Source organism: Klebsiella sp. Q11, from assembly GCF_964241505.1.
Taxonomy (GTDB): Bacteria; Pseudomonadota; Gammaproteobacteria; order Enterobacterales; family Enterobacteriaceae; genus Klebsiella; species Klebsiella michiganensis.
In genome coordinates this window covers 198,710-212,415 of sequence record NZ_CAXSXW010000008.1, presented here as the reverse complement: position 1 = coordinate 212,415, position 13,706 = coordinate 198,710, and the positions used below count along the sequence as shown (strand labels likewise).

Here is a 13,706-nt window from a genome sequence, read left to right as displayed (position 1 = left end):
GGGATACTGAGGATAGATACCCTGAATAATTCGAGTGGCAGGAAGGCGGCAAATTATCATCCAGAAAATGCAAAAGGCAGACGCCTGAACTGACGCCTGCCTTCATTCACTAATCGTTACTTCTTCCGCGCATACTTAAGCGAATCCAGCGCCACGGCGAAGATGATAATCGCCCCTTTGATGATGTACTGCCAGTACGGGTTCACGCCGATATAGGTCAGACCGTAGTTGATGACGGTGAAGATTATCACCCCGGTCACCACGCCAAATACGGTACCGACGCCGCCGCTGAACGATACGCCGCCGACCACGCAGGCGGCAATCGCATCCAGTTCATACATAAAGCCAAGGTTGTTGGTCGCCGAACCGATACGTCCGGCTTCCAGCAGCCCGCCGAACGCGTAGAACACGCCGGAGAGCGCATAAATCATCAGCAGGTTCAGGGCGACGTTGACGCCGGAGACCTTCGCCGCTTCCGGGTTACCGCCGATAGCAAAAATGTTTTTACCAAAGCGGGTCTTGTTCCACAGGATCCATACGAAGAACACGGCAATCAGCGCATAGAAGGTGATATACGACAGGCGGAATGAGCCCAGCGCGATAAACCCCTGGGCAAACTGCGAGAAGTGGCTATCGAAGCCGGAAATCGGCGACGCGCCAACAAAGTCGTAATACAGGGAGTTGATACCGTAAACGATGATCATCGTGCCGAGGGTGGTGATAAACGGCGTCACGTTCAGGTAAGCGATGATAATACCGTTGATAAGACCAATGACCGCGCCAATCGCACACACTAACAGGATAACCAGCGGGATCGGCATCGTAGCCATCTCCGGGAACACCTTATTGGCATTGTCCACCGCCTGCAGCATCGTGGCGGCGATAACCGCCGCCAGGCCGACCTGGCGGCCGGCTGAAAGGTCGGTTCCCTGGGTGACAATAAGTCCGGCCACGCCGAGAGCGATAATAATACGCACCGAAGACTGGGTCAGAATATTACTTAAGTTCAGCAAACTTAAGAAAGTCGGATCCTGGAAAATAATAATGGCCAGCAATACTAAAAGAACCACGTAAATCCCACCTTCTTTCAAATAGGTGAGAAAACTCTTTTTATTTAACGCACTCATGAGGAGCCCCTGATCTTAAAGGTGCAACGACGCAAGACGGAGAATTTCGTTTTGCGTGGTGGTTTTAGTCTCAACAATTCCGGCAACAAGACCATTGCTCATTACCAGAATACGGTCAGTAATACCCAGCAGCTCCGGCATCTCGGAGGAAATAATAATGATTCCTTTGTCTTTTTTTGCCAGCTCGGCGATCAGCTGGTAAATTTCGAACTTCGCCCCAACGTCAATGCCGCGCGTGGGTTCATCGAGCATCAGAATTTCCGGCTGGGTCAATAACCAGCGACCGATAATCACTTTTTGTTGGTTACCACCGGACAACGAACCAATTTGCGTGTGCTGCCCCGGGGTTTTCACGCGCATCGAATCAATCACCCATTGGGTATCGCTTTTCATGCGTGAATTATCCAGCAATCCGACCTTATTCTTGTATTTCTTAATATTGGAGATCAGCGAGTTAAAACCGATATCCAGGTAGGCATAAATTCCCGTCGAACGGCGCTCTTCGGTCACCAGCGCAAAGCCATGGTTGATGGCTTCATTGGCATTATGGTTATTAATCTTCTTACCGTGCAGCTTGATCGTCCCGCCGGCCTTCTCGCGAATACCAAATAACGTCTCCACGATATCGGTACGTTTCGCGCCAACCAGTCCGGCAATCCCCAGGATTTCGCCTTTGTGCAGATCGAAAGAGACATCGCGAATCGATGGCTGGCGCAGTGAGGTTAAATTGCGCACCTCAAGAATTACCTCACCCGGCTTATTCTCCTTGTTCGGGAAGCGCTGATTGAGGGAGCGGCCCACCATCATCGCGATGATCTTATCCATATCCAGCCCTTCCAGCGGCTGGGTGGCAATCCACTGGCCGTCGCGCAGGATGGTAATTTCATCGCACAGCTGGAAGATCTCTTCCATTTTGTGGGAAATATAGACTATGCCGCAGCCGCGCTCTTTCAGCTTGCGGATAATTTTAAACAGATGGTTGACCTCTTTTTCGGTTAACGAAGAAGTCGGCTCATCCATAATCACAATTTTGGCGTTATAGGAAAATGCCTTCGCAATTTCAATCATCTGCATTTGCGATACCGATAGCGTTCCGACGCGAGCGCGCGGGTCGATATCAATATCCAGCTCATCGAAAATCGCTTTGGTATCACGATACATTTTGTCCTGATCGACAAACATGCCTTTGGTGGGATAACGCCCCAGCCACATGTTGTCCATTACCGAACGTTGCAATACCAGGTTTAATTCCTGATGAACCATTGAAATACCGTTTTCCAGGGCTTCTTTTGCCGAATGGAAATCGATCTCTTGTCCCTGAAAAAGAATACTGCCGGAATCTTTTTGATAGATTCCAAATAGGCATTTTAATAATGTAGATTTGCCCGCGCCGTTCTCCCCCATTAACGCGTGAATAGAGTGGGGACGAACCTTGAGGTTCACATTATCGAGAGCCTTGACGCCAGGAAACGATTTGTTGATGTTACTCATTTCCAACAAATATTCGCCTGACCGTTCGCTATTATTGCTGACCATAGTTATACCTGGCTGCGTACGTGCATACCCCAGCCGACGCATTAACGACGAGCCGGGACGAGTTCTGTATCAGGAATAATCGGGCGTACAAGCGCGTACGCCCGCAGCTTATTAAGCGATTACTTACCGATAAATTCGCTCAGATTATCTTTATCAACGCCAACGTACGGTACGCGGACAATCTTATTATCAATTTTCCATTGAGTACCGGCAGCCGGTTCTTTACCATCGGCCAGGTTTTTCGCCAGATCGAAGGTGGCTTTCGCCTGATTGTTGGCATCGTTCAGTACGGTACCCGCCATGGCGCCGGATTTCACCAGCGCCAGCGCTTCAGGCAGCGCATCGACGCCGAATACCGGAATGCTGCTCTTATTGTGCGCTTTCAGCGCTTCTACCGCGCCCATGGCCATCGCATCGTTGTTAGCGATGACGACTTCAATTTTGTTGGCATTCGGGCCAGACAGCCAGGCATCCATCTTATCTTTCGCCTGAGCGGTATCCCACATGGCGGTATCTAACGCCAGCTGCTGAGTTTTGAAGCCTTTATCGTTCAGCTCTTTAATAACGTAGGTGGTACGCGCTTCCGCATCCGGATGGCCCGGCTCGCCCTTCAGCAGGACAAACTGAATCTGGCCGTCTTTATTCAGATCCCAGTTCGGGTTCGCTTTCCAGTGCTTGGCAATCAGGTCACCCTGAATCACGCCGGACTCTTTTGAGTCGGTACCGACGTAGTACGCTTTATCGTAGCTATCCAGCGCCTTGCGGGAAGGTTCTTTGTTAAAGAACACCACCGGCACGTTCTGGCCACGCGCTTTATCGATGACCGTCCCCGCCGCCGCCGGGTCAACCAGGTTAATCGCCAGCGCCTTCACCCCTTTTGCCAACAGGACGTCAATCTGATCGTTCTGCTTGGACTGGTCGTTTTGCGAGTCATTCATCAGCAGCTGAACATCCGGCGCTGATTTGCCATCTTTTTCAATTGCCTTACGCACCACCGACATAAAGTTGTCGTCGTATTTATAAATCGTCACGCCGATACGGGTATCTGCTGCGTGAGCCGCGGCGCCAAATAACATGCTAGCCATTACAGCAGACAGGGTTAACACCTTCTTATTCATGGAATCTCCGGTTTTATTATGCAGGGTCTTTGGTGTGAAAATGGCTGGCGAGCGTTACATTTATGTTACTGCACAGCGACATTCACGACTGTAATTCTGTCTTCCGTGTAGGGTAACGCTCCTGAAAAACGGCTTTATTAATCGTTTAACCGCCGATTACTGCTGTAAAAGTGATTAATCACCGTGACATAGTATGTTCAGACTTGTAAACGCAGCAATCATAGTCAGCTTAATGTTAACAAACTGTGAAATCACTCACATATTGAAAGCGGTTACATCAGGCAGATAATTAGTTAGTGATCGGCCCCACAATTTGCCTCTGCGCCACCGAATGTCGGCGCACCAGCGTCGGCATAAAGCAGTGGCTGGCGTCACGATCCAGCTTTCCCGCCGCGCCCTGTAGCGCCAGCTCTGTCGCCAGTTTCGCCATCGACATAATCGGATAACGGACCGTTGTCAGCTGCGGGTCGGTGTAACGGGAAATGGGGATATCATCAAAACCGATCAGCGAAAGATGCTGCGGTACGGCAATGCCGTTATCTTTAAGCGTCGTGAGCGCGCCGGCCGCCATACTGTCGTTGTAGGCGAAAACCGCGCTCAGACCAAGGTTGCGCCCCAGCAGTTCGACCATCGCCGCCTCACCGCCCTGCATATCCGGCGACCCGGATCCCACCCAGCTTTCGGGAGCGACAATGCCGTGTTCATGTAACGCCCTTAACCACCCTTCTCGCCGTAAATCATCATCTTCAATGCCGTGATTGGAAGAGAGGTAGCCGATGCGCTGGTGACCATGATTGAGCAGCATGCGGGTCGCCATCAGCGCGCCGCTGACGTTATCCAGCCCAACGCAGCGGTGGGCGTATCCCGGCACGATGCGGTTAATCAGCACCATTCCCGGCATATGCTCCATAAAATCCCCCAGCTCCGCGTCGCTCAGCGCTTTAGAGTGGACGATCAGCGCTGAACAGCGCTGGCGAATCAGCACCTCAATGGCGTTACGCTCTTTTTCCGCTTCATGATAGCTGTTGCCGATTAGCACATATTTCTGATGCTGCTGGGCGACGGTATCAACCGCTTTGACCAGCGCGCCAAAAAAGGCGTCCGACACGTCCATCACGACCACGCCGATGGTATCGCTGACCTGCGTCGCCAGCGCCTGCGCGTTGGCGTTTGGCCGATAGCCCAACAGCGTTACCGCCTTCATTACCGCTTCTCGCGTATCCGGGCTCACCAGCGCGCTGTTATTCAGCACGCGCGAAACCGTCGCGACGGAAACACCCGCCTGGCGGGCGACATCACGAATGGTGATCATACTCACCGACCTGTAGAGCATTGCAGTACGTCACACTCACCTCCTGTGTTCAGCAAGGAGGCTATTCTGGCAGCGACGTGCCGTACGCTACGTGAGTGAGGTCACAGGGATGGAAACGGTTACATCCATTTTGTTAATGATTGTGATCCAGATCGTTATCTGGATGTATCTTTTAATGATGTCCCCGACGCACGCAGGGTGAATTGACGCCATAGCCACTCAACGGGCCCTTGACGGAAATGACGTAGCCAAAACCACGAGAAGAGAAGATTAACCGCCCATACGGCCGGTACGAAGGCTAACAGCTGTAAGCGGTCATACTTCATAAACAGGCCGAAGCGGTAGAACAGGGTAGTGCAAATCAGGGTCTGCAGCAGATAGTTGGTTAGCGCCATGCGCCCGACGCAGGCAATCGCCCCCACCAGACGACTCTGACACAGCTGCGGCCAGAAGCCCCAGGCCAGCGCCGCGTAGCCGATGGTTTGCAGCGGCGCGCCCAGCTCCCGCGGCGCCTGTAGCAAAAATGCGCACCAGCGGTAGTCCCAGCCAAGATGCCACTGGGCAATAATCGAGGGCAAGTTGACCGCCATTCCGGCCGCAATCAGCAGCACGCCGGTACGCCGATAGTGGCGAAGGCTGAACTGCCCTTTGAGCCAGCCGCTGCGCATCAGCGCGGCGCCCATCAGCATCATACCGGCCAGCTGCCAGCCGTACTGCGCGCCCAGTGCCAGCAGGTTATCCGACAGCATATCCGCACGATTGCTCACCGCTTCAAAGCCGCCTTTTAGCTTCCAGTACTGCTCGTACTGCAAATTTGCCGCGTCCGGCAGCCACGAACGATTGGGCGTATTGCCGGAAATCAATCCCAGCAACAGCAGTACCGCCACGCCGATAACGTACAGCACCACGCCGGTATTAAACAGCGATTTGACATCGTGCGCGTCACGCACCATTCGCCAGCCCACCAGCCCGACCAGCGCATAGGCCAGCAGAATATCGCCGTCCCAGAAAAACAGTCCGTGAATAAAGCCAAGCAGCGCCAGCAGCGTCAGGCGCGACTGGATCCAGCGCTTGCCGCGCGGCAGCAGAAGCTGAAGTCCGGCGCCAAACAGCAGGGCGAATAGGGTCAGGAATTTGACCTGCGCCAGCAGATCGAGAATCGCCCAGGTCCAGGCGTCGCTGGCGGAAATGTTCCCGGACCACGCCGGGTTGAGGTAAGCGGCCTTCGGTAAACCGAAGGCGCTGATATTCAGTAGCAGGATACCGAGGATGGCGACGCCGCGGACAAAGTCCAGCGTGACATTTCTCTCCATGTACCCTGCTCCGTTTTAGTTGTGGTGACGTACGGCGCGCAGGAACTCCTGGCGGGTATTCTGGCTGGATTTAAACAGGCCGCCCAGCGACGTGGTGGTGGTGGCGCTGGTCGCATCGCGAATGCCGCGCGCTTTCACGCAGTAGTGCACCGCATCGATGGAAACCGCGACGTTGCTGGTCCCCAGCAGCGTTTGCAGCGCGGTGAGGATCTGCTGCGTCAGCCGCTCCTGCACCTGCGGACGCTGGGAGAAGAACTGCACGATACGGTTAATTTTCGACAGGCCAATCACCGAATCTTTCGGGATATAGGCCACCGTGGCTTTGCCGTCAATGGTCACAAAATGGTGTTCACAGGTGCTGGTCAGGGTGATATCGCGCACGGTCACCATTTCATCAACCTGCATCTTATTTTCGATGACGGTGATTTTGGGGAACCGGGCGTAGTCCAGTCCGGAGAAGATCTCATCGACGTACATTTTGGCGATGCGATGCGGGGTCTCCATCAGGCTGTCATCACTTAGATCAAGGTTTAACAGCTGCATAATCTCGGTCATGTGTCCGGCGATCAGACGCTTGCGAGTTTCATTATCAATTTCTTGTACTGGCGGACGCAGCGGCGTCTCCAGCCCACGAGCGACCAGCGCTTCATGAACGAGTATGGCTTCTTTACTCAGTGATGACATTTTTGTTCTCCTGCAGGTGTGGCGCTCTTTGCTCTTCTGAGGGCAAAGTTTGTATTCATTGTGCGTGAGGTGACGCACAGAATCCAGTAGCCGCATCGATAATTGTTGAAATTGGCGTCACCTCTCGTTCCACGCCGCCAGACCAGCGCACTACGATGCGTCACGCAACGCCCTGCTCACCTTGCCGCAACCAAGCCAATCGCCGACCCATAGCGCGACGCCTGCCGCTGCGGCAAGGTCAGCATGTTGGTTAAAAGTTGCATTAATGATGCAATACGTTCCGAAAAGGAGGAAGTGAAAGTTACTCACGAGGGCATGAAATATCTGTATTATGGAAAATTACGCCTGAGACACTTAAGGAGCCCTGCATGGAACTGCTCGAAGAGCACCGCTGTTTTGAAGGTCGGCAGCAACGCTGGCGGCACGACTCCGCAACGCTGAACTGCGCAATGACCTTCAGCATCTTTTTACCTCCCGCCGCCGCTGACGCGCCGCCGCCGGTTCTCTACTGGCTCTCCGGCCTGACCTGCAACGATGAAAACTTCACCACCAAAGCGGGCGCTCAGCGCGTCGCCGCCGAACTGGGCATTGCGCTGGTGATGCCGGACACCAGTCCGCGCGGTGATAACGTTGCCGACGATAGCGCTTACGATCTGGGGAAAGGCGCTGGTTTTTATCTCAATGCCACCCAGGCGCCGTGGTCCGCGCATTTCCGCATGTACGATTACCTTCGCGACGAGCTGCCGCAGCTGATTGCCCGCGAGTTTAATCTCAGCGGCCGCTGCGCCATCAGCGGGCATTCCATGGGCGGCCACGGCGCGCTGGTGATGGCGCTGAAGAATCCGGGCCGCTTCGTCAGCGTTTCCGCGTTCGCGCCTATCGTTAACCCGACCCAGGTTCCCTGGGGTAAAAAAGCGTTTACCGCCTATCTGGGAGCGGATGAAGCGGCCTGGCAGGCCTGGGACAGCTGCGCGTTAATGCAGGCCAGCAGCGAGTCAGATGCGATTCCAACCCTGATTGACCAGGGTGACAGCGATACATTCCTCGCCGAACAGCTGCAGCCGGCGGTGCTGGCGGAAACCGCGCGTCAGAAAAGCTGGCCGTTAACCCTGCGTATTCAGCCCGGTTACGATCACAGCTACTACTTTATCGCCTCATTTATTGAGGACCACCTGCGTTTCCATGCCCGGCACCTCTTCTCCTGATCCTTCAATGCGTCGTGAAGCCTCTTCCCGGCGCATTGATACGCAAAATGCCTCATCATCCAATAGTCATAAAAACTAATATATACAGAGAGATAGTGTATTTTCCGTCGTCGGGGGGTATGATTTTTGGCGGCGCTTGAGGCTTTCGCCTCAGGGCAGGATTGAGTTTTACCGTTGTGCTGAGGTAGAAAGAAGAAAGCCCCGAAGGTAATGTAATCACCCACGAGGCTATCTGCATGCTTAGACAACATCAGGTTAGTCTCTTACCCGCCGAAAGGCAAGGAGAACAAACCATGAAGGTACCGCCTACCGCCCCGATCTGGTGTCTGCTCATCGTGTGTATCACGCTATTAGCGTTCACCCTGCTGGTAAGAAAATCGCTTTGCGAAATTCGCTACCGCGATACGAACAGGGAGGTGGCTGCTTTTATGGCTTACGAATCCGGTAAGTAGCAACCTGGAGCGGTGGGTTCGCCCGCCGCTTTTCCGTCTGGCTTCACCCTGAGCGCCTTTAGCGAGGGCTGGCAGGGAAATCTGCCAGCCCTCTTTTATCGCCCGGTCAGAAGCGGTAATCGACGGCCATAAAGTAGCGGCGACCTTCTTCTGTATAGCTATAGTCGTCGCGGCTCAGATCCTTATCGCCCACGTTGAGTACCCCGGAGCGCAGCTTGACGTTTTTGGTGACGTTCCAGGCCGCGCCGATATCAAACATGGTGTAGCCGCCGGGCGTTTTGCCCGTCGCGCTGACCGAACGCTGTTCGCCGGTATAGTTGGCGGTGACGTAGAAGGACCAGTCGTCCAGCGGTTTCCAGTCGAGGGTACCATTAGCGGTATGGAACGGCAGCGTTTGCAGCGGTTTATCGCCGCCGTTACTCAGGTCGCGACCATCGTTGTAGGTGTAGTTTACCGTCAGCTTCCATTCGTCGCCGAACGGCACCTTCAATTCCGTTTCTACCCCTTTGATACGCGCCTTATTGACGTTGAAGTAGCGGAATACCGGCACACGCTTACCGTTCACCGTTTTCCAGCCGACAAAATTCGGGTAGCCCGGCGCTTCGCTGGCGCTGGAAGTACGCAGGATATCGATCATATCGTCAACGTTATTCTGGAAGGTGGTGACGCTTCCTTCCACGCCTTCAAGCCAGCCTTCTTCACCGCGATAGTAAAGACCCAGTTCGAAGCTTTCGCTGGTTTCCGGTTTCAGATCCGGGTTACCGATAATACTGCACGAGCCGCGGCAGGAGTTGGTGGTCCAGTCCGGGTTCAGCTGCAGCAGGGATGGCGCTTTAAATGCCGTCGCCCAGCCGCCCTTCACGGTCACGGTATCGGTGGCGTTATACACCAGATAAGCACGCGGGCTCCAGTGATCGCCATAGGTCTGGTGATCGTCCATACGGATGCCGGTGGTTAAGGCCAGAGGTTCGATTATCCGCCATTCATCTTCGAGGAACAGCGCGTACTGGCTGGCGGAAGTGGATTTACCGCCGCTGCTCAGGTTGACCGGATCTTTCAGCTTATCGTGACGCCATTCGCCGCCGAAGGTCAGCAGCTGGTTGATCATGCCCAGCGGCAGAACGTATTTGCCGTCCACCGAGTTACTCTCAGATGTGATCGTTCCGGCCTGGCCCGGATTTTTATTATCCACTTTCTCGCCGTAGAATTTCAGCTCGCTATTGCCGACATCCCAGCGGCCGTTGTGGCTCAGGGAGTAGTTCTGGCGCTCGAGGCGGTTGCGGTCAAGAGAGTCGGAATCCCGATCCTGGCGGTCAAAACCGTAGCCTGCGGTGATGTCCTGATTATCAGTGGGCGTCCAGGCGAATTCGACGTTGCCGTCGCGGCTGGTGAAGCCTTCAATACGCGGCGTTTCGCCAGCTGCGTTGCTGGAAGCCTGCTGATCGTCCTTGGCGCGCTTTGCCAGGCTGCCGTAGGCTTTCATCCCCAGCACGCCGTCAATCAGCGGGCCGCTGGTAAAGAACTGACCATTGTACGTATCGCCGCGATCGCGGTGTTCCTGAATGGTGGTATCCGCGCTGAGGGTGCCCGTCCACTGCTGACCGACTTTTTTGGTAATGATATTGACCACGCCGCCGAGGGCGTCGGAACCATAGAGGGAAGACATCGGCCCGCGCACCACTTCGATACGCTCAATGGCATCAACCGGGATCCAGTTGAGGTCAAAATCGTTGTGGCGGAAAACGGCGTTGCGCGAGTTAACGCGTTTGCCGTCAACGAGGATCAGCGTATAGCCGCTGCTGAGGCCGCGAATGCTCACCCCTTTGCGGTTATCCCCTTCGTTGGTGAGCTGCACGCCCGGCACTTCCCGCAGTACATCCTTCAGGTTTTGTACCGGTCTACGCTGCAGATCCTGTTGGGTGATAACGCTAATACTGGCGGGCGCATCTTTGACGCTCTGTTCAGTTGCCGCAGCGGTGACGACCAGCGTTTCTTCGTTAACGTCGGCGAGCGCCGGAAACGCCAGGGATACGACGGACGCGCATAATCCGGCCCGGACAAAAGGGTTTAGCCTGAACATTCCATATCTCCATGAGGTGTACAACAAAACAAACAAAAAAGGTCCTGCTCACAGGTACTGTCGGCATAGCGCTCTAACGGCGTATGCGCGCAATTTTTTACAGTAGATGTGGCTGGTCGCCCCTTGTCAGTCTGACCCTCTGCAAGATACGGGGATTGGCTTCATCCTGAATTTGTCGGAAATGATAAAGATAATGATTACAATTATCAATAAAATTATGAATAACTGTATCAAAATGTAAGAATCGCAGACATAAAAAAACCCTCTCGATGAAAGGGTTTTATCTTACGGCGTCAGCTGACCTTAGCTTTTAAAACGCTCCGGGAACTTCATTTCGCTGTAGCGCACAAAACGCGTTCCTTTCGCCAGCTTGTAACCGAACCAGATCACCAGGAACAGCGGAATGCCGATATAGGTTGCCGCCACGCCGCCCCAGTCGATGGTATCTTTGAGGAACGCTTCGTAATTCTGGCCCAGGGTAATGATCAGGCACAGCACGAAAGCGAAGATCGGCCCCAGCGGGAAAAAGCCGGAACGATACGGCAGATCGTTGAGATCGTTCCCCTGCAGCACGTAGCCGCGACGGAAGCGATAGTGGCTAATAGCAATCCCCAGCCAGGCGATAAAGCCGGTCATGCCGGAGGTATTCAGCAGCCACAGGTAAACGGTCTGATTACCGAACATCGAGCTCAGGAAGCACAGCCCTGCAATCACCGTGGTGGCATACAGCGCATTACGCGGCACGCCGCCTTTAGACAGCTTAGAGAAAATACGCGGCGCTTTGCCATCGCAGGCCAGGGTGTAGAGCATGCGGGTGGACGCGTACATTCCGGAGTTACCCGCCGACAGTACCGCCGTCAGAATAACCGCGTTCATAATCGCCGCCGCCGACAGCAGCCCCGCGTGCTGGAAGACCAGCGTGAACGGGCTGACGGAAATATCTTTCACGTCGTTACGCAGCAGGCTCGGGTCGGTATACGGAATAATCAGGCTGATGATCAGGATGGCGAACACATAGAACAGCAGGATACGCCAGAACACCTGCCGCACGGCGCGCGGAATGTTCTTCTCCGGGTTTTCCGACTCGCCGGCCGCGATGCCGATAAGCTCGGTTCCCTGGAACGAGAAGCCGACAATCATCGCCACGCCAATCATCGCCGCAAAGCCGCCGGCAAACGGCGCATCGTCGACAACCCAGTTGCTCCAGCCCGCAGGCTGTGCGCCTTTAAAGATGCCAAAGATCATCATCACGCCGACAATAATAAAGATGATGACGGTGGCCACTTTGATCAGCGAGAACCAGTATTCCGCTTCACCAAAGCCTTTTACCGAGATCCAGTTCAGCAGGAACATGATGCCGAGGAACAGCGCGCTCCAGACCCAGCCGGGCGCATCGGGGAACCAGTAGGTCATCACCAGCTGAGCGGCAACGAGGTCAACGGCGATGGTCACCGCCCAGTTGTACCAGTAGTTCCAGCCCAGCGCGAAGCCAAAGCCTTCCTCAACGTAATTCTGCCCGTAGGTGGCAAAAGAGCCGGACACCGGCATAAACGCCGCCAGCTCGCCGAGGCTGGTCATCAGGAAATAAACCATCAGACCGATGAGAATATAAGAGAGCAGCGCCCCACCCGGGCCCGCCTGAGAAATCGTTGCGCCAGAGGCAACAAAAAGACCTGTACCTATGGAACCGCCAATCGCGATCATGGTCAAGTGGCGCGCCTTCAGTTCACGACGTAAACCGGGCGCTTCTGTGGTTTTAGTATCCGAAACCATGTGAAAATGCTATCCATCCAAAAAACGAGGCGAGATTGTAGCAGAGTGTCTGTGATCCATCCGATACAATTGCAAAGTTATAAGAGAGCTTCATGATCGAGCATGGATTATTAGTAAAGCATGAAATCCCGAAAACGCCAGCGCGCGTGGCGTCCGCTTTTACACGTCGCAATAATGCAGAAATCGCTGTAATGCCTTGGAAATATGCTTCTGCCGGTGATGTATGCGCCACAAGGTGCGGGTTAAGCGCGGCAGCGGAATCGTCAGCTCCACCAGCGATCCAACTTCAAGCTGCTCCGCCACCACGCGTCGCGACAGGCAGCTAATGCCCAGACCGTGGCGCACCGCGTGCTTGATGGCTTCCGAGTTGCCCAGCTCCATCCCAAGATGAAACGCCGGTAAATGCGAGAGTAATAAATAGTCGACGATCTCCCGGGTCCCAGAGCCGTGCTCGCGTAAAATCCACGGCGCTTCCGCCAGCCGTTGCAGCGTCACCTCCCCTGCCAGCAGCGGCGAATCCGGCGCGGCAAAGACCACCAGATCATCTTCCAGCCAGGGTTCGGCGATAATATCCGCGGCGTGACAGGGACCTTCAATCAGCCCGATATCCACGCGCAGATCGGCCACCGCATTGATCACGTCCTGGCTATTGCCCACGCTCAGCTCCAGCGGTAAATCCGGCAGATCCCGTCGATAGCGCGCAATGATTTCCGGCAGAATATAGTTGCCGATGGTACTGCTGGCGTAGACGCGGATCGCGCCGTTGTCGCCGCGAAACAGCTGCTCTATCTCCAGCGCCCGCTCCAGCAGCGCCAGCGCCCGCGGATAAAGCAGCCTGCCGTGCTCGTTGACCACCAGCCTTTTCCCTACGCGGTCAAAGAGCTGCACCCCCAGTTGCCCTTCCAGTTCGGTCAGCGCCGCGCTAACCGCCGACTGGGAAAGCGCCAGCATTTGCGACGCCTGAGTGGTCGATCCGCTTTTTAAAACTTCAGCAAAAACTTCCAGCTGACGTAGCGTGATATGCATGTTTTTTCCTGCCTTTATAGACGACTCGCGATCCGCGGCGTGAGGCTGAGGCCCATCGTTCTCAAACCGCGAAACCGCGT

The 13,706-nt window shown here is 54.8% G+C and carries 11 protein-coding genes; 2 read left to right on the top strand and 9 right to left on the bottom strand.

All coding sequences use genetic code 11. The features are described 5' to 3' along the window. Positions 1 to 116: 116 nt before the first annotated feature. The 6 genes from mglC to folE form a co-directional block, all read right to left on the bottom strand. Positions 117 to 1,127, bottom strand: a complete 1,011-nt coding sequence (gene mglC / locus ACESQ2_RS15355; protein ID WP_004852662.1) for a galactose/methyl galactoside ABC transporter permease MglC — start codon at positions 1,125 to 1,127, stop codon at positions 117 to 119. A gap of 15 nt (positions 1,128 to 1,142) precedes the next feature. After that, on the bottom strand, positions 1,143 to 2,663 hold the full coding sequence (mglA, locus tag ACESQ2_RS15350) for a galactose/methyl galactoside ABC transporter ATP-binding protein MglA (RefSeq protein WP_014230153.1): 1,521 nt from the start codon (positions 2,661 to 2,663) through the stop codon (positions 1,143 to 1,145). Positions 2,664 to 2,782: 119 nt separating this feature from the next. Then, a complete protein-coding gene (mglB, locus tag ACESQ2_RS15345; protein ID WP_014230154.1) occupies positions 2,783 to 3,781 on the bottom strand; it encodes a galactose/glucose ABC transporter substrate-binding protein MglB in 999 nt (332 codons plus the stop codon). 289 nt (positions 3,782 to 4,070) lie between these two features. Then, the gene (galS, locus tag ACESQ2_RS15340; RefSeq protein ID WP_014230155.1) at positions 4,071 to 5,093 is read right to left on the bottom strand and encodes an HTH-type transcriptional regulator GalS; all 1,023 of its coding nucleotides are present in this window, start codon (positions 5,091 to 5,093) and stop codon (positions 4,071 to 4,073) included. Positions 5,094 to 5,248: 155 nt separating this feature from the next. After that, positions 5,249 to 6,406: a DUF418 domain-containing protein YeiB gene (gene yeiB / locus ACESQ2_RS15335; protein WP_046877143.1), complete on the bottom strand. Its 1,158-nt coding sequence runs from the start codon at positions 6,404 to 6,406 to the stop codon at positions 5,249 to 5,251. A 15-nt stretch (positions 6,407 to 6,421) separates the two neighbouring features. After that, a complete protein-coding gene (gene folE / locus ACESQ2_RS15330) occupies positions 6,422 to 7,090 on the bottom strand; it encodes a GTP cyclohydrolase I FolE (RefSeq protein WP_004103895.1) in 669 nt (222 codons plus the stop codon). Between the two features lie 368 nt (positions 7,091 to 7,458). Between folE and fghA the strand changes: the two genes are divergently transcribed. Then, a complete protein-coding gene (gene fghA / locus ACESQ2_RS15325; protein WP_014839058.1) occupies positions 7,459 to 8,295 on the top strand; it encodes an S-formylglutathione hydrolase in 837 nt (278 codons plus the stop codon). Between the two features lie 293 nt (positions 8,296 to 8,588). After that, a complete protein-coding gene (locus ACESQ2_RS15320) occupies positions 8,589 to 8,747 on the top strand; it encodes a type I toxin-antitoxin system Hok family toxin (RefSeq protein ID WP_009653954.1) in 159 nt (52 codons plus the stop codon). A gap of 106 nt (positions 8,748 to 8,853) precedes the next feature. Here ACESQ2_RS15320 and cirA read toward each other — a convergent pair whose 3' ends face one another. From cirA to yieE, 3 genes are all read right to left on the bottom strand, one after another. Further along, entirely contained in the window at positions 8,854 to 10,827 is a 1,974-nt protein-coding gene (cirA, locus tag ACESQ2_RS15315) for a catecholate siderophore receptor CirA (RefSeq protein WP_014230158.1), read from the bottom strand. Between the two features lie 303 nt (positions 10,828 to 11,130). Next, positions 11,131 to 12,600 (bottom strand): amino acid permease, encoded by a 1,470-nt coding sequence (locus ACESQ2_RS15310; protein ID WP_004852681.1) that lies wholly within the window; start codon positions 12,598 to 12,600, stop codon positions 11,131 to 11,133. 159 nt (positions 12,601 to 12,759) lie between these two features. Continuing rightward, entirely contained in the window at positions 12,760 to 13,626 is an 867-nt protein-coding gene (yieE, locus tag ACESQ2_RS15305) for a DNA-binding transcriptional regulator YeiE (RefSeq protein ID WP_014230160.1), read from the bottom strand. Positions 13,627 to 13,706 lie beyond the last annotated feature (80 nt).